25 protein-coding genes are annotated in these 19,854 nt (G+C 30.1%); 3 read left to right on the top strand and 22 right to left on the bottom strand.

What is annotated here, in order from left to right; genetic code table 11:
• Position 1: 1 nt before the first annotated feature.
• Positions 2-1,033: a glycosyltransferase family 4 protein gene (locus G9F70_RS01445; protein ID WP_164945744.1), complete on the bottom strand. Its 1,032-nt coding sequence runs from the start codon at positions 1,031-1,033 to the stop codon at positions 2-4.
• 280 nt (positions 1,034-1,313) lie between these two features.
• On the opposite strand from G9F70_RS01445, the gene G9F70_RS01440 reads away from it, so the two are divergent.
• Together G9F70_RS01440 and G9F70_RS01435 are read left to right on the top strand one after the other, a co-directional pair.
• Positions 1,314-1,520: a hypothetical protein gene (locus G9F70_RS01440; protein ID WP_164945871.1), complete on the top strand. Its 207-nt coding sequence runs from the start codon at positions 1,314-1,316 to the stop codon at positions 1,518-1,520.
• A gap of 36 nt (positions 1,521-1,556) precedes the next feature.
• Positions 1,557-1,817 (top strand): spore coat protein, encoded by a 261-nt coding sequence (locus G9F70_RS01435; RefSeq protein WP_164945870.1) that lies wholly within the window; start codon positions 1,557-1,559, stop codon positions 1,815-1,817.
• A 66-nt stretch (positions 1,818-1,883) separates the two neighbouring features.
• Here the strand turns inward: G9F70_RS01435 and G9F70_RS01430 are convergent, their stop codons facing one another.
• From G9F70_RS01430 to G9F70_RS01380, 11 genes are all read right to left on the bottom strand, one after another.
• Positions 1,884-2,549 (bottom strand): ABC transporter ATP-binding protein, encoded by a 666-nt coding sequence (locus tag G9F70_RS01430; RefSeq protein WP_164945743.1) that lies wholly within the window; start codon positions 2,547-2,549, stop codon positions 1,884-1,886.
• Positions 2,550-2,559: 10 nt separating this feature from the next.
• Positions 2,560-3,369: an ABC transporter permease gene (locus G9F70_RS01425; protein ID WP_164945742.1), complete on the bottom strand. Its 810-nt coding sequence runs from the start codon at positions 3,367-3,369 to the stop codon at positions 2,560-2,562.
• Positions 3,370-3,376: 7 nt separating this feature from the next.
• Positions 3,377-3,514, bottom strand: a complete 138-nt coding sequence (locus tag G9F70_RS01420; RefSeq protein ID WP_224617374.1) for a hypothetical protein — start codon at positions 3,512-3,514, stop codon at positions 3,377-3,379.
• Between the two features lie 35 nt (positions 3,515-3,549).
• A complete protein-coding gene (locus G9F70_RS01415; RefSeq protein ID WP_164945734.1) occupies positions 3,550-3,783 on the bottom strand; it encodes a hypothetical protein in 234 nt (77 codons plus the stop codon).
• 229 nt (positions 3,784-4,012) lie between these two features.
• Positions 4,013-4,855 (bottom strand): CPBP family intramembrane glutamic endopeptidase, encoded by an 843-nt coding sequence (locus tag G9F70_RS01410; protein ID WP_164945740.1) that lies wholly within the window; start codon positions 4,853-4,855, stop codon positions 4,013-4,015.
• Positions 4,856-4,945: 90 nt separating this feature from the next.
• Positions 4,946-5,407, bottom strand: a complete 462-nt coding sequence (locus G9F70_RS01405) for a pyridoxamine 5'-phosphate oxidase family protein (protein WP_164945739.1) — start codon at positions 5,405-5,407, stop codon at positions 4,946-4,948.
• 338 nt (positions 5,408-5,745) lie between these two features.
• Positions 5,746-6,042 (bottom strand): DUF4491 family protein, encoded by a 297-nt coding sequence (locus tag G9F70_RS01400; RefSeq protein ID WP_164945738.1) that lies wholly within the window; start codon positions 6,040-6,042, stop codon positions 5,746-5,748.
• Between the two features lie 304 nt (positions 6,043-6,346).
• Positions 6,347-7,114, bottom strand: coding sequence for a CAP domain-containing protein (locus tag G9F70_RS01395; RefSeq protein ID WP_164945737.1), 768 nt, complete (start codon positions 7,112-7,114; stop codon positions 6,347-6,349).
• A 214-nt stretch (positions 7,115-7,328) separates the two neighbouring features.
• A complete protein-coding gene (locus G9F70_RS01390; protein WP_164945736.1) occupies positions 7,329-7,895 on the bottom strand; it encodes a TerD family protein in 567 nt (188 codons plus the stop codon).
• A gap of 246 nt (positions 7,896-8,141) precedes the next feature.
• The gene (locus G9F70_RS01385) at positions 8,142-8,720 is read right to left on the bottom strand and encodes a TerD family protein (RefSeq protein ID WP_124996998.1); all 579 of its coding nucleotides are present in this window, start codon (positions 8,718-8,720) and stop codon (positions 8,142-8,144) included.
• A gap of 347 nt (positions 8,721-9,067) precedes the next feature.
• Positions 9,068-9,586: a hypothetical protein gene (locus G9F70_RS01380; protein ID WP_224617373.1), complete on the bottom strand. Its 519-nt coding sequence runs from the start codon at positions 9,584-9,586 to the stop codon at positions 9,068-9,070.
• Between the two features lie 158 nt (positions 9,587-9,744).
• Here G9F70_RS01380 and G9F70_RS01375 point away from each other — a divergent pair, with 158 nt between their 5' ends.
• Positions 9,745-11,136: a transposase gene (locus G9F70_RS01375; protein ID WP_164948120.1), complete on the top strand. Its 1,392-nt coding sequence runs from the start codon at positions 9,745-9,747 to the stop codon at positions 11,134-11,136.
• Here G9F70_RS01375 and G9F70_RS01370 read toward each other — a convergent pair.
• The 10 genes from G9F70_RS01370 to G9F70_RS01330 all read right to left on the bottom strand — a co-directional run bounded on the left by G9F70_RS01370 (position 11,120) and on the right by G9F70_RS01330 (position 19,854).
• Positions 11,120-12,085, bottom strand: a complete 966-nt coding sequence (locus G9F70_RS01370; protein ID WP_224617372.1) for a transposase — start codon at positions 12,083-12,085, stop codon at positions 11,120-11,122. The two genes, G9F70_RS01375 and G9F70_RS01370, sit on opposite strands and share 17 nt — an antisense overlap.
• A gap of 115 nt (positions 12,086-12,200) precedes the next feature.
• Complete coding sequence (locus G9F70_RS01365) at positions 12,201-13,160, bottom strand: NADP-dependent oxidoreductase (protein ID WP_164948109.1); 960 nt, start codon at positions 13,158-13,160, stop codon at positions 12,201-12,203.
• A 542-nt stretch (positions 13,161-13,702) separates the two neighbouring features.
• The gene (locus tag G9F70_RS01360; RefSeq protein WP_164948120.1) at positions 13,703-15,094 is read right to left on the bottom strand and encodes a transposase; all 1,392 of its coding nucleotides are present in this window, start codon (positions 15,092-15,094) and stop codon (positions 13,703-13,705) included.
• Between the two features lie 114 nt (positions 15,095-15,208).
• Complete coding sequence (locus G9F70_RS01355; protein ID WP_164946593.1) at positions 15,209-15,724, bottom strand: GNAT family N-acetyltransferase; 516 nt, start codon at positions 15,722-15,724, stop codon at positions 15,209-15,211.
• Between the two features lie 62 nt (positions 15,725-15,786).
• Entirely contained in the window at positions 15,787-16,296 is a 510-nt protein-coding gene (locus tag G9F70_RS01350) for a DNA topology modulation protein FlaR (protein ID WP_164946592.1), read from the bottom strand.
• 305 nt (positions 16,297-16,601) lie between these two features.
• The gene (locus tag G9F70_RS01345) at positions 16,602-17,273 is read right to left on the bottom strand and encodes a DUF421 domain-containing protein (protein WP_164946591.1); all 672 of its coding nucleotides are present in this window, start codon (positions 17,271-17,273) and stop codon (positions 16,602-16,604) included.
• A 46-nt stretch (positions 17,274-17,319) separates the two neighbouring features.
• Positions 17,320-17,706 (bottom strand): DUF4363 family protein, encoded by a 387-nt coding sequence (locus tag G9F70_RS01340; protein WP_224617371.1) that lies wholly within the window; start codon positions 17,704-17,706, stop codon positions 17,320-17,322.
• Between the two features lie 200 nt (positions 17,707-17,906).
• On the bottom strand, positions 17,907-18,032 hold the full coding sequence (locus G9F70_RS26825; RefSeq protein WP_263484203.1) for a hypothetical protein: 126 nt from the start codon (positions 18,030-18,032) through the stop codon (positions 17,907-17,909).
• Positions 18,033-18,141: 109 nt separating this feature from the next.
• A complete protein-coding gene (locus tag G9F70_RS01335; RefSeq protein ID WP_164946589.1) occupies positions 18,142-19,362 on the bottom strand; it encodes an NAD(P)/FAD-dependent oxidoreductase in 1,221 nt (406 codons plus the stop codon).
• A gap of 54 nt (positions 19,363-19,416) precedes the next feature.
• The gene (locus G9F70_RS01330; protein WP_164946588.1) at positions 19,417-19,854 is read right to left on the bottom strand and encodes a 4Fe-4S dicluster domain-containing protein; all 438 of its coding nucleotides are present in this window, start codon (positions 19,852-19,854) and stop codon (positions 19,417-19,419) included.

Here is a 19,854-nt window from a genome sequence, read left to right as displayed (position 1 = left end):
TTTACCTTCCTTTTATTCGGTATACCTTTTTATAAAAGTCTTTCCACATAGCCAGCACATTCTCTCTTGAATAAAACTTATGCCCTCTTATAGCTTTTTCTTTAGCCTCTTCATAATAACTTGAATCATTTTTCAACTTTCCTATAGCCTTAATAAAGCCGTCGTTATCATGTTCTTTTAAGTAATAATCAAATAATATATCCTCATATAACTCCAAATCTCTTAATAGTATTGGAGTATAAGTATTCATTGACTCGAGTATTGACATAGGGAAAAGCTCATTATAAGACGGCATAAAAAGAACATTTGATACATTATATATATCATTCATCAAATCTCTCTCAACTATCCCTGTAAATAAAATATTTTTGGGTGCATGCTCTATTCGATCTTTTAATTCCTTATACCCGTCTGTAATATTACCAAAAGAAAAACCACCCGCCCAAATGAATTGTACTTCTGGCATTTTTCTTGCAATATCAATAAAATCAATTACCCCTTTGCGGGTTTGTATTTGACCTACTCCAAGCACAACAAAAGCATCCTTCTCAATTTTTAATTTTTCTTTCGCTATATAAATATCTTCAGTTGAAAGATTATAGAATTTTTCTTCCGAAACAAAATTAGGTATGTATGTGATTTTTTTTCGCTCAACATTGTAAGCCTCAAGCTTAGTTATAAAATTTGGGTTTACTGTAACTAAATAATCCATCCTGTTATAAAAACTTATAATATATTTATAAAATATTTTTTCAATTAACTTGGGTAATTTTATACTTCCTTCAATAGTCTCAGGCAAAAAATGCACGTAGCCCACTGTTACACCTTTCTTTTTAGCAAAAGGTATGCTCAAATAATGCTTAAAATCAATAGTATGGTAATGCATTATTTCAGTTCTTACTTTCTTATTTATTACAACTTTATATTCTTTATCTAATCCATTTTGCACTAAATTTACTTGTTCTAGGTAAGCTGATCCTACACCTTGGCCTTTGACTTTATCTGCTGAAGAAAGCATATTTATAGTAGGCATAATTGTCACTCCCATCTAATTCAACCTTGTTTATACATTTATTGTACACTACTATTATTAAGAATTGATTAATGTGACCTTAAAGTTTTCTTAAATTTTAACAATTTACTGTAAAAATTTATAATAAACTTTATATTTTTTTGTTTTATAATGGATAAAACACCTTTAGATGATGATTTAATTATATATTATTACATTAATTTACCACTTATATTTTAATATAAAAGGCGGATAATATTCTTGTAGTGGATTTAATAAAAAACTGGAGGTAATAAATATGATGAATACTACCAACAAACAATTAGAAAGCAACAACCTAAAAGTCATTAAAGATCAATTAGGATATGAATCATTGCTAAACAAGAAGTTTAATGAATATGGTTCACAGTGCACCGATCAAAATTTAAAGAACCTTTGCAATGAAGCTAGTCAAACACACAAACAAAACTTCAACACATTAAAAACTTACCTTGATTCTCATCAATAATATATATAAATGGAGGGATATTATATGAATACAAGTATGAGTGAAAAAGATTTAATGCAAGACTTACTTGCTACAGAAAAACAAGTTATTTCTGCTTACAGTACCGGAATAACTGAATCTTCTTGTGAAAATTTAAGAAGTACACTAGTGGATAATTTTAAAAACAATCAAACTATTCAATATAAGATATTTGATGCTATGAAACAAAAAGGATGGTATCCTACAAAAGATGCTCCAGATAATGAAGTTCAACAATTAAAAAATGAAGCTACACAAATGATGAATGAATTAAAATAATGCAATAAACCACTATAAATTTTAAACCCCTCTAAGGTATTATTCCCCTAGAGGGGTCCTATGTATTTATAAAATTTTCATTTCATCTATTTTCCCTTTTGACATAATAAGAATTTTATCAGAAAGAAAATTTGCTTCTTCTTTAAAATGAGTTACGAAAATAGTTGTAACTTTATTTTCCTTATGTATTTTATGTAATAACTCTCTCATATCTACTCTTAATTCTTCATGTAATGCGTTAAAAGGCTCATCCATTAAAAGCACTTTAGGTTTTACAGCCATTGCTCTTGCTATTGCTACTCTTTGCCTTTCTCCTCCACTTAGCTGTGATGAAAATCTTTTTTCTAGTCCCTTTAAAACAAGGTTACTAAGTATTCCAGAAGCTTTGTCTAATCTTTCGCCTTTACTAACCCCCTTCATTTTTAACCCAAAGGCTACATTGTCTATAACATTCATATTTGGAAATATCAAAGGCTGTTGAGCTACCAATGCGAAGTTTCTTTTCTCAATGGCCATTTCTGTAATATCTATATCTTCTACAAAAAGGCTACCACTATCTGGCTTTATAATTCCTGCAATAATACGCAATATGGTAGTCTTACCGCAGCCAGAAGGACCTAAAATGGATATAAATTCTCCGTCTTCTATAGTTAGATTTATATCACTCAGCAAAAATGAGTCAGCTCCTGACTCATACTGCTTACATATATTTTTAAGCTCTAGCTTTGACATAAAATCACTCCTAAATAATTTTAAAATATTTCTTTTTATAATATTTTTTAAGCAGGGAGTCTATTAAAACTAAATTTATTATTGCTAGTGAAGAAAATAATAAACCATATACTGAACCAATTGCATTGTCTCCTCCACTTATAAAAGGAAACATTAGTATAGATATAGTAATGACATTTCCTCCACCAACTAAAAAGGTTAGAAAATACTGACTTATAGAAATTAAAAAACAAAGACTAGCCCCTGCAACCATACCCGGAAGTATATGTGGAAGACTTATATAAATAAATCTAGAAATTGGTCCAGCCCCTAGCACTGCCGCCTGATCCTCTAAGGCTGTATCTAAAGTTTCATAACTTACCATTAAAGCCTTTATCATGTAAGGTAGCGTAGGTAAAATATGCGCTAAAATAACCCCATATATAGATTCTGTTAAACCAAGTTTTATAAAAACTACATACATTCCCATAATTGCAGTAAAAGCTGGAATAATAATAGGTGCAAATAAAACCATTTTTATTATAAATTTCCCTTTAAATTCATATCGTACTAAGGAAAATGCTGCCGGAACAGCTATTATAACATCGATAACAACTACAGAGGCAGCAATAATTAAAGTATTAAAAATCGCCTCATAAGTATTTGAATTTTCGTAAAAGACATATTTAAAGGCCCTCCACGTGGTGTTACTTGGAAGTACCCTGGGCCATCTGAATTCATAAGCAAAACTATTTATAACCAAAGGTATAAATGGCAATAAAAAAACTAGTAGTAGATTCCCTATTGTAACGTAGTATTTACCCTTATTCTGCTTTTTCATTGCTATTTCACCATCTCGCTTCCTTAGTATCTCCTTGTTTGGCTAATTTATATGCTATAAGCCCAAGCATGGCTGTAATAATGGCTAAAATAAAGTTTGCAGCTAGAGCCAATGGTCTATCTGAAAGTTGTCCATTATAATACATATTATAAGAATATACAGAAATAAACTTTGGATAGGTTATACCCAATAAATAGGGTACCTCAAAGTCTGAAAAGGTAAAAGCAAATGCCCCTGTCCCTTTAATTTAGGAGCTACCCACTTATCCATATAATTATTTATAGATTCGCTACCTCCCCACATATACATGCTTACGGTTTTTTCACTATTATCTTTGATTTTCCCACACCCTACAAATAACATTGCCAAAATAACTAAAAATACTAAATTTATACGCTTACACTTTTTCTTCATAAAAACACCTCTTTATATTTTTTTACATAATTTTTACATTCATTATATTATCAAATCATCACCTGTAATGCTTCAATATTAAACACTTCATAAGTGATTTAGACTCCCATTTATAAAAGTATTTAAATTCATAGTTTGCTATAATACAAAAAAATCTCCACCCTATGACAATATTAATTATCCTAGGCTGAAGATAGACTTTGACATCTAATTATTTATTTAAATCAGTTTATATTTCTATGAATTTATTATATATATCTGGTACCTTTCTAATTTTATTTTGTTCGTACCCCATGCAAGCTATGACTAAAAGTATAACGCCTAAAATAAAAAGCATTCCATGAATTCCCAAAGCATGTTCCCCTCCTATTAATGCAAACCTAGAGGAAACTGAAAGCGCTAGCACGTTATTTATGAAATGTGCAAATATACTTAAATAAATTGAACCCGTTGTTAAATATATAAATCCAATAACTAGACCTAGTAAAAATGCATTTATACCTTGAGGAACGTTTAAATGCACTACTGCAAAGAATAATGCAGATACCACAAGGGCTATAGTCGGATTTATTTTTTTAGCCATTCCTTTTAATAGTATACCTCTAAAAATTATTTCTTCATATATAGGTGCAACCACCGCAGAACTAAGTATTAATATAATTGGTGAAACGGTAAGTTCCTCGAAGGCTCCATTTATAAAATCTGGCATGGATATTCTACTAACCCACAAGGTTAAACTGTTATCAAATACAAGACGAAATGCTATAATCATGATGGCCGTAAAAAGAAAACTCATTGGATTTAAGTGATATTTAAGTTTTTGCTCATTCCTTGAGTTACTAAGGCACTTTAGTAAAATGATAACAACATAATATTTAAAAAGCACCCCAAAAGCAAAAATTACATAGGGCAATGCTTTTTCAAATCTCCCAGAAAATAAATTTTTAATTTCTACAGGTACTTGTCCTAACACCTCCAACAAAATTGATAGAAGTACTACAAGAAACCCTTTAATGATTCCCATTCTTTTAATATTTATGGCTCCATTTTCTATGTTTCTTAAAAATTTCATTCTATCACACTCTCTAACTTATTATAACCCTTTAACTACTGTAATAACCTACCTTAATAGTTACTCCAATTAGTTTCCAGTTTAATATATTTATATTCTATGCTTTCCACTAAAACTATATATCTCTATTTTTATTAATGTAGTTATTTTCTTGGCTTTATCTATATATAACTGTCCCTCTTCTATAAATTCGGGACTATATTTTCTTATAAACTCCATTAGTGGTTCATATTTTTCCTCTTCCGCAAGCCTTATAGCGCGTCCAAAAGCTACCACACTTTCATACTCTGTACTAAATTGGTCTTGCAAAACTTTAGTTTTTCCAACTACTGTGAAACTCACCTTATCATTTACACTGATATTATCTAGTTTAGTGCCAACACCTGCACAATGAATATATATATTTTTATCTATAAGCACATAACTTAGTGGTATTCCATAAGGCTGGTTATCCTCATCACAAGTAGAAAGTATACCATATTCGCCTTTCTTTAAAAGTTTTAGCACTTCCATCTCGTTCATTTGTCTTTCAATTCTTCTCATTGTTTTCATATACAATTCACTATCCTTTCTACATATTATATTTTTAAGTGTAACATAAATTTCATACAAAAATCTATGAACTTAATGGCAATTTTAGTTATGTATAATTCTTATTATAAGCCTATTCAAAGTCTTCTATTCCATAAAAAAATCTATGTTTTTAAATATTGTCAAAATCAATATTTAAAAACACAGATCTGAATTTAATTATTTATTTTCATATAAACTGCTGTGTCCAATAACTAGTTCTATTTTATCACGGTAAAGAGGTTTTTAGTTTTTTTATTACTGGGATATTTGGATTTATATGTCGTAAATACATTTTTACTATCTTTTTAAATGTGCTATCATTTAGAGTTTATTTTTTTGCTTTGATTTTGTGGAAACCAGCCTTTCTTTACCCTCTCTTCCTGCTGAATAAGTTCATGAATACTCCATAGACAGGAAAATCCTAAAACACCCATGAATGCTGATAATATTTCATTCTTTAAGTAAATAGAAATTATGATGAAGATAATTCCTGAAAACAAAAATATAGGCCAGATTTTCTTACCAAAATAGTATTCTCCCTTAATAACAATTGGGTGAAAGATACCGATTATTGAAAATGATATAATTCCGATAATTATTCCATAAAAACTCATTACACTGTCCCCCTTTAAAAATTAATATAGCAAATGTTTTTTATATTTTTTAGTATATCCTTCAAAACTCATTTATTCAATGTTTATTTAAACCCTAATCTATTTGCAATATATTTCTAATAAACAGCAGGTATTGCGAAGTCTAGGGTCTCTCAAAAAATAAAAGTGATACCCAACCATTTAAGCCAGGCGTCACTTTGCGTATTTAGATTAAAAAAGCTCATAACTTAAAGAAATAAAAAAATCTGTGTTTCTAAATATTAAAAAATAAAATATTTAGAAACACAGATCTATATTAAATTATTTATTTCCCTATAAACTCTTGAGTCCAATAAATAGTTCCACTTTTATCTTTTGCCACTCCAACTCCTATTTCAGTAAAATTCACACTTAAAATATTAGCTTTATGTCCTGGAGAATTCATCCAACCATTCATTACTGAAGCTGCGGTTTGTTGACCCATTGCAATGTTCTCTCCAGCTGCAGTATATGTTATACCAAATTTTTTCATCATGTCAAAAGGAGATCCGTAAGTTGGTGATGTATGAGAAAAATAGTTATTAGCTACCATATCCTCTGACTTATATCTAGCTACATTTGAAAGCTGCGCATTTTCCTTTAAGGGAGCTAGTCCTTGTTTTGCTCTTTCCTGATTAACTAATGTCACTACTTCTTTTTCTAATTTATTATTCTCAGTTAAATTTGTTGCTGCTTCTGCCTTTGCAGGAGCTGGCTTTACTGGTGTTGGTGTTGGTGTTGGTGTTGGTGTTGGTGTTGGTGTTGCTTTACTAGGCGTCGCCTTTGCTGGCGCTACCTTTGTAGCTGTTGTCTTGCAAGTATTACTTACCTGTGGTTTAACATCTAAACCCTTTGGAACTACAACCCCATACTTAGCACATATATCCTTCAAACTGTCTCCTGCCTTAACTGTGCAATTAATAGTTTTACAATCTTGAGCTTTCACCACTTTATAATTAGTTGTATTACAATCTTGGGCGTACACCGCTGAACTTATTCCTGTTGTTGCTAAAACACCTAACGTCAATATTAATGTTCTTAAAGTTTTCTTCATCTTTTGTACCTCACCTTCATAATTTTAATACACAAAGTAAGTTTTTCTCTTTGTATACACATAATATCATCTAAATGAGGTTTTTGCATCTTTTATTAGTGGTTATTTTGTAATATTATGTCGTAATTGCTCATATTTATGGTTATTTTGCTGTTTTACTAAAGCTAGATATCAATATACCGCTAGGAGATGACTGAAACCTATCCCCTACTTTTTAGTTATATCTTGCTGATAATTCTTTTATACCAGTTGCAGTTGCACCTTCACCTGTTGCTGTGAACTTCCATTCTCCATTGTTTCTGTAAACTTCACCCATTATTAAAGATGTCATGTTATCATAATCATTAGAAAGATTAAATTTAACTAACTCACCATTAGCTAATTTATCCATTATTCTAATGTATGCATTTTTAATCATTCCAAAGTGTTGTCTCTTAGATGCACAATTATAGATATTAACAACAAAAACTATCTTAGCTATATCCTCTGGTACTTTTGTTAAATCTATAACTATTTGTTCGTCATCACCTGCGCCTGCACCAGTAAGATTATCCCCTTGGTGAATTACACTCTTACACTTACTTGACTTGTTACCAAAGTATATTATCCCCTTGTTACTAGATAATTTCCCATTTTCACCCAACATCAAAGCTGATGCATCACAATCAATAGTGTCGCCACCATTGCTACCATCCCAACCTAGACCTACTACTAATGCCTTTAATGCTACGTTACCTTTTGTTAAATCTACTTTTTGGCCTTTTATTAAATTAACTCCCATATTAATATTCCTCCTTGTGAAATGTGGTTAAATCATCTCCTACGGAGCTGTAATTAACGACTTCAGAAAGAGATTTAGACTCCCACTGAAGTTTTCTTTTTGTTGTAGTATGTGACCCCCACTTATAGAAGTTGGAGACTTCCTTCTGAAATGTCGTTAAATCATCACCCATGTTTCTACATTCAATAACCCAAATAAACTACTGTGCAATATTTAAGGTACACAGTAGTTTATTATTATTAAATATTAGATATTAACTCCAAAGTTAGTACATAAAGCTCCTAAACCACCTTCGAATCCGCTACCTAATGCAGTGAATTTCCATTCAGCTCCATTTCTATATAATTCTCCAACTACTACAGCTGTTTCAATACTGAAGTCTTCTCCCAAGTCAAATTTAATTAACTCGGTAGTGCCGTCTCCACTCATTACTCTGATATAAGAATCTGAAACTTGTCCAAAGTTTTGTCTTCTTTCTTCTGCTTCATTAATTGTTACAGTAAATGAAATCTTCTGAACAGTTGCTGGTACTAAAGATAGATCAACAAGTATTTGTTCGTCATCTCCGTCTCCTGCTCCTGTCTTGTTATCTCCCATATGTTTAACTGATTTAGATGTATGTTCTGCATTGTTGTAGAATATAAAGTCTGCATCTGAAGTTACTTTTCCATTTTCTCCTGTTAAAAATGCTGCTGCGTCTAAATCGAAGTCTGAACCACCGTCATACTTGTTTGTACTCCAACCTAGTCCTACCAATACCTTTGTTAATCCTGGATTTGTCTTTGTTAAATCTACTTTTTGACCTTTTTTTAAACTAACTGCCATTTTTATAAACCTTCTTTCTTTTTTGAATATATTTTGTAATTGTTAATATATGGTAAAGTTTGCATACTCTCTGCCAAACAAATTGCTATAGTATATGCAATCACTTACTTTCATTTTATTCCCAAATGTGCAACTGTAAATGCTAAGGGAGGCTATAAATGGTCTCATTTTCTATATTTGTTACTGTATGTAATACATTGTAACATAAAACTCAAGTAACAACACTGCATATCAGAAGTATAGGACTTACCTTATTTTATCTTTACTCAAACTTCGCAGGACAAGAATGCCTGAAAACCCTTATGAATAAATACTTGTGTAGCTTAAAATAGCATTAATATTTGATTTTAAGCTACTTTTTTAACACTGAATTTCTCAGCAAAATGTTTAGGTAGTTTTAAAATAAAATTATCAATAAATCTATCTATTTGCTCGCCAGTTAAAAACAATAGATCCTGTAGAACTTCTTTTAAAATATCGAGAATAACTCTTAAAACTTCTGAGAAATTTACATCTTGAAGCTCGTCATGGATAAGAAAAAACAGTTCGCCCATGGTGCGTTCATCCTTATTATTTCTATTTTCTACAGCTAGCATAATATATCTGGTCATCACAATTGTAGTATGTGCAATCATTGAATCATAAGAAAGACCTTGAAATTCTTTTCCAAGATTTAGATAAGATTTACATATTTTAAAGAAAACTTCAATACTCCATCGTTTTCCGTAAAGAGCAATAATCTGTTCTTCTGTTAAGCTTAAATCAGTACAAATGAATCCAATCCACTTCTTTCTATCATTGCGGTCCCGAACAAAAACTAGTTTTACATCCAATTTATTATCAGCGGAATCATAAATTTGTGCCATTACTGATAAAAGACTCAAACTTCGCACATAAAAACATGACTTAGACCATTGAAAAATCAAGGATCCACAGTGTTTTAATATAGAAAAATCCTCTCAAAAATGATATAATGTAAGTAGTGACAAATACAAAAATATCATATTTAGGAGGATTCATTCATATGAACAATATACCACAAAACAGTCAAAATGAAAATGATTTTATGAAGTCTATAATGAATTTTATTAAACAATTTAAGGTTATTAGTGCTTTAAAAAAAGCAAATTGTTATAAAGAAAAAGGTATATGTGTTCGTGATATTTTTTGCTATTTACTTCAGATTGTTTATACAGGCAAAAGCATGTATATGAGTTATCAAACTGAAAGTAATGCTCCTAAATTTGGTAAAGATGTAGTATACAGATTCTTAAATTCAATGTACATAAACTGGCAATCATTCTTGTTAAAATTATCAGGAACTATTATAAATGAGAGTTTAGTAAACCTTACTTCTGAAAAACGTATCAACGCAATAGTTGTTGATGATTCTTTTTATGGTAGACTTAGAAGCAAAAATGTTGAATTACTTTCTAATGTAAATGACCATGCAAGCAAAGGTCAAAAATATAAAAAAGGATTTAGAATGCTTACTCTTGGATGGACTGATGGTAATACATTTTTACCTATTTTATTTAACTTACAAAGTTCAGAAAAGCAAAAAAATAGATACTGCGAAATGAAAGAAGGTTTAAACAAGAACACAATTGCATATAAACGTAGAAAACAAGCAATATCAAAGTCTACAGATGTTATGATTGAAATGCTAGAAGCTACTGTAAAGGCTGGCATTCCAGCAAAACATGTATTATTTGATAGTTGGTTTTCTTATCCTGTTACCATAATTAGAATATTTAAGCTTAAGCTACATACTGTAGGTAGGCTTAAAAACACTACAAAAATAAAGTACATTTTTGAAGGTGAAAGAAAAACTTTAGCTCAGATATACAAAGAAAAAAGAAAACGTCCAGGGAAATCAAAATATCTTTTATCAGTAATGGCACAAATATATGATGCTAACAATAATACATTGGATGTAAAAATAGTATTTGTGCGTGACCGTAATAATAAAAAGAAATGGATAGCAATTATTTCTACTGATTTAAGCTTATCCGAGGAAGAAATTATAACACTTTACGGTAAACGTTGGAGCATTGAAGTTTTCTTTAAAGTATGCAAATCCTATTTGAATCTTGGAAAGGAATTTCAAGGTCTTTCTTATGATTCAATGATTGCACATACTTCAATTGTGATGGTTCGATATATGATGCTTGCTGTTGAAAACAGAAATAATAAGGATTCACGTACAATGGGAGAAATATTTTTTCTAGCTTTTGATGAGCTTAAAGATATTCAATTTTCAGAAGTATTAGAAATAATCTTCAACATTCTACAAGAAACGCTGCAAGAATTATTGTTTTTAACTGTGGCGCAAATAGATAGTTTTATTGCCGCTTTTATTATAAAACTACCTAAATATATTTCAAGGAAATTCACTGCTAAAAAGATAGCTTAAAATCAAATTTTATCACTGTTTTAAGCCATCTTACCATTGATTTACAAGGTGTTATAGCTGTTTTTTTCCTGCGAAGTATGAGTAAAAGATATTTTGATCTTCCTGGTCGTTTTTTCCTTGATTTATATATCTGGGATAATGTTTTTCTTTCACCGTTAAAAATATATTTTATTTTGGTAGTATTTTTAAGCCTACCTACAGTATGTAAGTTAAGTTTAAGTATTTTCATTATTGTAGAAGGATAAGAAAACCAACTATCAAACAATACATGTTTTGCAGGGACACCAGCCTTTACAATAGTTTTAAGCATATCAATCATAACATCTGTAGACTTTGAAATCGCTTGCTTTCTACGTTTATAGGCAATCGAATTTCTATTTAAGCCGTCCTTCATTTCACAAAACCTATTCTTTTCTTTCTCAGAACTTTGTAGATTAAACGAAAGAGGAACGAATGTATTGCCATCAGTCCATCCAGCTGTAAGCATTCTAAAACCTTTTTTATATTTAGCACCTTTGCTTGCGTGATCAAAAACGTTAGAAAGTAATTCAACTTTTTTACTTCTAGTTCTACCGTAAAATGAATCATCAACAATAATTGCATTCATGCGATCCTCTGAAGTTAGATTTCTTAAATGTGTTTCTATAACAGTTCCAGAGAGTCGTAGCAAAAATGTTTGCCAATTTATGTACATAGAATTTAAAAATCTATACACAGTATCTTTTCCGAATTTAGGTTCATCACTTTTAGTTTGATAATTCATATACATACTCTTACCAGTGTAAACTAACTGCAATAGATAGCAAAAAATATCATGGACACATGTCCCTTTTTCTTTATAGCAATTTGATTTTTTTAAAGCGTTAATAACCTTGAATTTTTTAACAAAACTTATGATGGATTTCATAAAGTCATTTTCATTTTCACTAATTTGTGGTATATTAGTCATATAAATAAGTCCTCCTAATTTTGATATTTATTGTATTTGTAGTTACTTACATTATATCATTTTTAGGAGGATTTTTCTACTTATTAATGCCTTTAAACCTTGATACAGCAAGTGTCTATGCCAGTTTTATATGTGCGAAGTTTGAGATCTTTATTATAATTTTTCCTTTAGCATGATGTGATTCACTTAATGCATGTGCATTTTGAAGTCCGGCTTCATTAAATTCAAATGTTTTACCTATTAATGCTTTAAGCTTGCCTTCGGCCATCAAACTTGCTAATTTTCCAAGATCCTCACCACTTGGTTTTAACATATGAAATATACCATTTACTCCATATTCTTTTGCTTTTTCTGCACTTGGAGGTTGAACAATAGAAACTAATATTCCACCTTTTTTTAATACTTTAAAGCTTTTCTCTTGAATCTCACCACCTAAAGTATCAATTACTAAATCGTAATCTTTGAGTTCATTTTGAAAGTCAACTTTTTCATAATTTATTACTTTATCAGCACCAAGAGATTTTAGAAGGGTTTCATTACGGCTACTTCCTGTAGTAGTTACATAAGCTCCAAAACTTTTAGCTATTTGAATTGCTAAGCTTCCAACACCACCTGCACCAGCATGAACTAATACATGGTCACTTGATTTGATTTTTCCAATATCAACAAGACACTGCCAAGCTGTTTCACCAGCTAGAGGAACTGACGCTGCTTCATCAAAGCTGATATTCTCTGGAATTTTTACAACTAAATTCTCGGCAACTGTTATATATTCAGCATATGTGCCATTTGATGTAGTATCAGGTCTTGTAAACACTCTATCTCCAGGCTTAAATGATGACACATTTTCACCAACTTTTATAACAACACCAGCTGCATCCCAACCTAAAATAAGTGGAAATGTGAAAGGCATTACTTCCTTAAAATGTCCAGCTCGTATCTTCCAGTCCACTGGATTAATCGAAGTCGCATGCATTTCAATTAACACCTCATTTTCTTTTGGTACTGGACTCGCTACATCCATTAATTTTAGCTGTTCTTTACCACCATATGTTTCAATAATAACTGCTCTCATTTAATTACACCATCCTTATATTATTTATATATTTTTTATAGGTAATCCCATTTTCTTTTGATTAATTTTTTAAAACATACATATAAGTCAAAACATAGTTGATTCTCTAATTTTAAACATCATACCTTATTTCCTTACATCTTATTTTTTCTTTCAATATTTAATCGTATGCGATTTGTTTATATTTATACAGTATCATACCCAATAACAAATTACAACCCACTTTTATCATATTCTCACAGTAGGCTTTCTTATTTTTTGATTAGAAAATAATAACTTTAAAATTTAAGATATATTCGTAAATATATTGGTATATTAAAACCCCACATCTAATTGATATGGGGTGCTTGCGTGGATATATGTAAATATTATATTTTACTTGTTAATATCTATTTATCTAATAATCTTCCCATTATAACTGTATTATAATAGTTTCCATCTTTATGAATACGGTCCTTTACTCATACTTCGCAGGAAAAAAACAGCTATAACACCTTGTAAATCAATGGTAAGATGGCTTAAAACAGTGATAAAATTTGATTTTAAGCTATCTTTTTAGCAGTGAATTTCCTTGAAATATATTTAGGTAGTTTTATAATAAAAGCGGCAATAAAACTATCTATTTGCGCCACAGTTAAAAACAATAATTCTTGCAGCGTTTCTTGTAGAATGTTGAAGATTATTTCTAATACTTCTGAAAATTGAATATCTTTAAGCTCATCAAAAGCTAGAAAAAATATTTCTCCCATTGTACGTGAATCCTTATTATTTCTGTTTTCAACAGCAAGCATCATATATCGAACCATCACAATTGAAGTATGTGCAATCATTGAATCATAAGAAAGACCTTGAAATTCCTTTCCAAGATTCAAATAGGATTTGCATACTTTAAAGAAAACTTCAATGCTCCAACGTTTACCGTAAAGTGTTATAATTTCTTCCTCGGATAAGCTTAAATCAGTAGAAATAATTGCTATCCATTTCTTTTTATTATTACGGTCACGCACAAATACTATTTTTACATCCAATGTATTATTGTTAGCATCATATATTTGTGCCATTACTGATAAAAGATATTTTGATTTCCCTGGACGTTTTCTTTTTTCTTTGTATATCTGAGCTAAAGTTTTTCTTTCACCTTCAAAAATGTACTTTATTTTTGTAGTGTTTTTAAGCCTACCTACAGTATGTAGCTTAAGCTTAAATATTCTAATTATGGTAACAGGATAAGAAAACCAACTATCAAATAATACATGTTTTGCTGGAATGCCAGCCTTTACAGTAGCTTCTAGCATTTCAATCATAACATCTGTAGACTTTGATATTGCTTGTTTTCTACGTTTATATGCAATTGTGTTCTTGTTTAAACCTTCTTTCATTTCGCAGTATCTATTTTTTTGCTTTTCTGAACTTTGTAAGTTAAATAAAATAGGTAAAAATGTATTACCATCAGTCCATCCAAGAGTAAGCATTCTAAATCCTTTTTTATATTTTTGACCTTTGCTTGCATGGTCATTTACATTAGAAAGTAATTCAACATTTTTGCTTCTAAGTCTACCATAAAAAGAATCATCAACAACTATTGCGTTGATACGTTTTTCAGAAGTAAGGTTTACTAAACTCTCATTTATAATAGTTCCTGATAATTTTAACAAGAATGATTGCCAGTTTATGTACATTGAATTTAAGAATCTGTATACTACATCTTTACCAAATTTAGGAGCATTACTTTCAGTTTGATAACTCATATACATGCTTTTGCCTGTATAAACAATCTGAAGTAAATAGCAAAAAATATCACGAACACATATACCTTTTTCTTTATAACAATTTGCTTTTTTTAAAGCACTAATAACCTTAAATTGTTTAATAAAATTCATTATAGACTTCATAAAATCATTTTCATTTTGACTGTTTTGTGGTATATTGTTCATATGAATGAATCCTCCTAAATATGATATTTTTGTATTTGTCACTACTTACATTATATCATTTTTGAGAGGATTTTTCTATATTAAAACACTGTGGATCCTTGATTTTTCAATGGTCTAAGTCATGTTTTTATGTGCGAAGTTTGAGTCCTTTATTAATAATCCTTCTTCTACAAATCCATATCTTTTATATAATTGAATTGCTTTTGTATTTGTTTGTACCACAGTTAATGAAATTTTCTCTATTTTCACAGTATCTGCCCACATCAAAATATTTTCTAGTAGTACTTTACCAATTCCATGGCTCCAATATGCCTTTGATATACATATTCCAAACTCTGATTTATGTCTAAATCTACTTAGTTTATTTCCCACGCAACGAGTAAATCCAACAATTTCCCCTTCTACTTCTGCAACTAAAAACAAATTTTTTTCCGCTATTGAATCTTCATAGATAAGTTTTTCAAAATCTTCTGGCGTTAATAAACCTTCACCAGATTCTCTATCAAGATTTTCTGTTTCTCCATCAATTTTAACTCTTAATTTAGATAATTCAATTGCATCATATTTTGTTGGACAGCGAAGTATCCATATTAGACTTTTACATTCTATTCTTTTATTTTCAATAATCATACATTACCTCCAGCAGTATTCTCTGATGTGTACGCTATATTAATATATACATTGCTAACAATTTAAAAATTGTTTTTAACAAAATTAAATATATCCACATTGTTCTTGACAATAACTTTATTAGAATTGCACTTATCAATCATCGCTTCTGCTTGTATTAAGTTTTTTTTATCATATTTATGATTCCAAACAATTAAATCAATAAGTCCTTTTATAGAACCTCTTTTAGAAGATAGTAAACCTAATTTTCTTTTAACAAATCTCTTTATTATTCTCCAATCCCTTTTTAAAACCTTTGGCTTCAAAATAAATACTATATCCGATTTTATAAAACTGTCTTGCAACCAACTGTAGTATACCCCTTCAATTATCCATGATTCTTTTGATAAAATCATCCGTAAATTTTCATTTCTTTTATTTATATCTGATTTTGTGTCATAAGAGTTTGACTTATCCCAAAATAATTCATCTAAATCATAACGCTCTATATGTAAATTCTTTGATATTTTTTGAGAAATATATGTTTTACCACTTCCTGGGCCCCCAATAATATGAATCTTTTTTACTGTCATATTAAATCCTCCATTATAAGTTATTGAACAATAAAATACTAAGGTGACATATCCACACTATTTTTATAACGGAGAAAGCTCTAACACTAATTTCATATTTTCTATTTAAAAATAATAATTATAATTTCCGTCCTTATTCTAATCTTGTTCGTCTTCATTGTACCATAAATTTTACAATTTTGCCCTTATTTTTCCTATAACATTTTCTTTATTTTTATTCACTATTTAAACTGAACCTGCTTTCTCACAATCACTTGCCTAACAAAAAAATAGCACAATTTTATAATCTATTCACAAAAATTCACCTATTTTTTAAAAACATTTAACTTCCAATTTGTATCAAGTTCCGCAATGCCTACTTCACTCTTGTAGTCTGATATTCCCTGCTTATTTAGCTCCTGTAAAAGCCACTCTTTAGTTCTTTGCATATGTTTAAGATTAGTATATATAATATCTCCATCCATTATTAGTGGTATAGTAATTCCTTGTGTGTATGTTTTTATATTTATATCCTTTAGCGTAACAGGTTTGTTTTCAGATTTAGGAAAAACAGAAATATTCCCCTGAGGTTCCATTATAACTGTATCTAAATCAGCTATTTTATCGTATCCCTGCTGTCTAAGCAATCCCTCTAACTGATTTAAGCTTAATCCCAAATTGTTCATTGCCTTCATATCAAGTTTTCCTTTATTAACAATCATAGTTGGAGTATGTTCTAAGATAGGTGTAAGTTTATTTCTTATTGCCAATCTGGCACTAATAATCATTAACACTACCAGTAATCCAGCACCATAAACTGACTTTACCGTAACCTTGTCTACAAGAGGTTCAGCAGCTACGTTTGATAATATCATAAGCCCTGCTAACTCATAGGCTGTCATTTGTGCCATAGCTTTTTTAGTTAAAGCCCTAGTACAAAGATAAGTAAAATAAAAAACTATAATAACCCTTATACTAAAAGCTAAAAAATCATTCATGTTGTTCCTCCAAAAAATTTATAGTTTAATCTGGCTATAAAATGACTCAAGGCCCAGAAAATGCCTTCATAACAAGGTCAAGCGAAGATTTCAGTCCTCCAATATATTCAAGAGCTGCATCCTGCTCATGTTGTATTGACGCATCTAACTGTCCTAATGCGAACTCAAAAGTCGTAAAAATTTCTGTTGAATTATTAGTTTGAATTAATATTTTATTTTTATTATAAATACTTTTTAATTCATCCATTGATTTTTTAGCCTGATTCCAATCCTTTATTGATACACTTTTTTCAATTTTATTTAATTGCATATTAAATTCATTCTTAGGCAAAAATGCATTAAATAAAATCCACATAACAACAAAAGATATTAACCAAGTTGTTCCAATAAAAAGTCGCATATCATTTTTATTTTTTATAACTTTCACCTCCATTCTTACTTTACTTATACTATTTTCATATTCATTTTCTAGATTATTATCCTATTTAATATTTTTACTATCAAAAAAACTTGCATTGGCTCTATAAATTGCAGCACCACTGGTTACGATTTAAAGTATTCTATCTATGTTATTCCCCTCTATCTTCATACAATTCCCCAATACACACAAAAAATGCGTTTGTTCGAGAATTTCTACCAACGCATTAAATCATCTCCTGGGTCGCTGACATTAACCACTTCTGAAATGTCGTTAAATATAGTAACAGCGATTGTCCAATTCACTACAACAAAATAAGCACCAATAGCTACTCTAGCCACTAATGCTCACTATAAATTCCAACTAATTAAGTGCTTCTTACCTACTCTAAGCAAAACAAATCCAGAATATCACTTATACCCTAATATTCTGGATTTATATATTTCTACATTAATAAATGTATTGACCATCTTCGTTAACTTTATAGAAGTCTCCATAATTAATATCTAATACGCTCTTATTGATTTTAGATACATCAATTTTATTTTTAATTAATTCAGTTAAAATTCCACAATAAGAAATATCACCTTGTAAAATTGCTCCATAAATCACTCCATCTTTGTGTATAATCTTCTTATAAATATCTTTATACACTCTTACTTCAACTTCATAAGTATTATCTGGAGCTTCTAAAACCCCTAAGGATACAGTTTGAATTCCAAAAAAATTCATTGAATTCTTAAAGCTAAAATAATCATCTAATTCTTTTAAATTTCCTGTCATGTTATATGCAGCTACAATTCCCTGCTTTACAGCCATAGGCCAGATTGGGGATATTCCACATACATCTCCGGCTGCGTATATATCTTCTACTGATGTTTTACAAAGTGAATCTATAACTATACCTTTTTCCATTTTAATCCTGTTATCCTTTAGAAAATCCACATTAGGTCTTACACCTGCTGCACATATTATAAAGTCGCAATTTATTTCTCTTCCATCTCCTAATTTAACTGCTTTCACATCTTTATTTTCATCTATAATTATTTCCTCAACTGATACACTTGTATATACCTGCGCACCATTTTTAATAAGTTCATTTTCATATACTTTTGCAGTTTTAGCATCTAGCTGAATCGGAAGAATTCCTGGTGCCATCTCTACAATATTAACCTTTACACCTTTTTCTATTAAACCTATAGCTGCATCTATTCCAACTAAACCTGCTCCGATAATTACTGCTGAAGTATTTATCTTGGCCACACTGTTAATATTCACTACATCTTCCATGTGTCTAAGAGCATAAACATTATTTGCCCCTCTTAAATTCTTAATTGGGGGTATAGATGAATCTGCTCCAGAAGCTATAAGCAGTTTATCAAATGTCACAATTCTTTCATCATCTGTTGTTAAAAATTTATTATATATATTAATCCCTATAATCTTTTTTCCTGAAATCCAGTTAATTTTATATTTATTAAAAAAATCATCTTCAGTAAAACATATATCTTCCTCAGTTTTACTTCCACTTATTACATAGTGTAGCATGCATCTTGAATATACTTTAGTATCCTTCGATATTAAAGTTATTTCTGCATCTTTGTCTAATACTCTTAAAGTCTTAGCTGCATTTATACCAGCAGCACTAGCACCTATTATTACGTATTTCATCATTACCACCCCTCAACTATACTAGCTTGTTCACTATACTAGGTATATTGTTCACTATACTAAGTATATTGCTCCAGTAGGGCAACTCTCCACACATCTTGGAATTTCCCTACCATCACACATATCACATTTTACAATAATTTTTTTAGTTTCCTCATCGGATTTTAATACACCATAAGGGCATGACATTACACACATGTAGCAGTTCGCACATTTTTCTTTATTATAATTTACTATACCAGTTTCACTGTCTTTAGTCATTGCACCACTCATACAAGCAATAACACACTCTGGCTCCGCGCAGTGTCTACAAAACATAGGACAATTCTTATTATCCTTATTTTGAATAATATAATTTTTGCTTACATTTTTGATATCTTGAAGATCTAAATCATATATGGATTTTCCTTTTTCATTATGCTCTGACATACAGGCAAGGCTACAATTAAGGCAACACTGGCATTTTTCATTGTCTATCATTATTCTCTTCAT

Source organism: Clostridium sp. FP1 (assembly GCF_011065975.2).
GTDB classification, from domain to species: domain Bacteria; phylum Bacillota; class Clostridia; order Clostridiales; family Clostridiaceae; genus Clostridium_AD; species Clostridium_AD tagluense.
Note: the sequence above shows the minus strand (reverse complement) of the source record. Positions and strands in the feature narration are given on the sequence as shown.

Coding starts and splice junctions, on each gene's coding strand:
- G9F70_RS01445 (WP_164945744.1), bottom strand. CDS start 1,033: ATGCCTACTATAAATATGCTTTCTTCAGCAGATAAAGTCAAAGGCCAA.
- G9F70_RS01440 (WP_164945871.1), top strand. CDS start 1,314: ATGAATACTACCAACAAACAATTAGAAAGCAACAACCTAAAAGTCATT.
- G9F70_RS01435 (WP_164945870.1), top strand. CDS start 1,557: ATGAGTGAAAAAGATTTAATGCAAGACTTACTTGCTACAGAAAAACAA.
- G9F70_RS01430 (WP_164945743.1), bottom strand. CDS start 2,549: ATGTCAAAGCTAGAGCTTAAAAATATATGTAAGCAGTATGAGTCAGGA.
- G9F70_RS01425 (WP_164945742.1), bottom strand. CDS start 3,369: ATGAAAAAGCAGAATAAGGGTAAATACTACGTTACAATAGGGAATCTA.
- G9F70_RS01420 (WP_224617374.1), bottom strand. CDS start 3,514: ATGTATTATAATGGACAACTTTCAGATAGACCATTGGCTCTAGCTGCA.
- G9F70_RS01415 (WP_164945734.1), bottom strand. CDS start 3,783: ATGAAGAAAAAGTGTAAGCGTATAAATTTAGTATTTTTAGTTATTTTG.
- G9F70_RS01410 (WP_164945740.1), bottom strand. CDS start 4,855: ATGAAATTTTTAAGAAACATAGAAAATGGAGCCATAAATATTAAAAGA.
- G9F70_RS01405 (WP_164945739.1), bottom strand. CDS start 5,407: ATGAAAACAATGAGAAGAATTGAAAGACAAATGAACGAGATGGAAGTG.
- G9F70_RS01400 (WP_164945738.1), bottom strand. CDS start 6,042: ATGAGTTTTTATGGAATAATTATCGGAATTATATCATTTTCAATAATC.
- G9F70_RS01395 (WP_164945737.1), bottom strand. CDS start 7,114: ATGAAGAAAACTTTAAGAACATTAATATTGACGTTAGGTGTTTTAGCA.
- G9F70_RS01390 (WP_164945736.1), bottom strand. CDS start 7,895: ATGGGAGTTAATTTAATAAAAGGCCAAAAAGTAGATTTAACAAAAGGT.
- G9F70_RS01385 (WP_124996998.1), bottom strand. CDS start 8,720: ATGGCAGTTAGTTTAAAAAAAGGTCAAAAAGTAGATTTAACAAAGACA.
- G9F70_RS01380 (WP_224617373.1), bottom strand. CDS start 9,586: ATGGCACAAATTTATGATTCCGCTGATAATAAATTGGATGTAAAACTA.
- G9F70_RS01375 (WP_164948120.1), top strand. CDS start 9,745: ATGAACAATATACCACAAAACAGTCAAAATGAAAATGATTTTATGAAG.
- G9F70_RS01370 (WP_224617372.1), bottom strand. CDS start 12,085: ATGACTAATATACCACAAATTAGTGAAAATGAAAATGACTTTATGAAA.
- G9F70_RS01365 (WP_164948109.1), bottom strand. CDS start 13,160: ATGAGAGCAGTTATTATTGAAACATATGGTGGTAAAGAACAGCTAAAA.
- G9F70_RS01360 (WP_164948120.1), bottom strand. CDS start 15,094: ATGAACAATATACCACAAAACAGTCAAAATGAAAATGATTTTATGAAG.
- G9F70_RS01355 (WP_164946593.1), bottom strand. CDS start 15,724: ATGATTATTGAAAATAAAAGAATAGAATGTAAAAGTCTAATATGGATA.
- G9F70_RS01350 (WP_164946592.1), bottom strand. CDS start 16,296: ATGACAGTAAAAAAGATTCATATTATTGGGGGCCCAGGAAGTGGTAAA.
- G9F70_RS01345 (WP_164946591.1), bottom strand. CDS start 17,273: ATGAATGATTTTTTAGCTTTTAGTATAAGGGTTATTATAGTTTTTTAT.
- G9F70_RS01340 (WP_224617371.1), bottom strand. CDS start 17,706: ATGGAGGTGAAAGTTATAAAAAATAAAAATGATATGCGACTTTTTATT.
- G9F70_RS01335 (WP_164946589.1), bottom strand. CDS start 19,362: ATGAAATACGTAATAATAGGTGCTAGTGCTGCTGGTATAAATGCAGCT.
- G9F70_RS01330 (WP_164946588.1), bottom strand. CDS start 19,854: ATGAAGAGAATAATGATAGACAATGAAAAATGCCAGTGTTGCCTTAAT.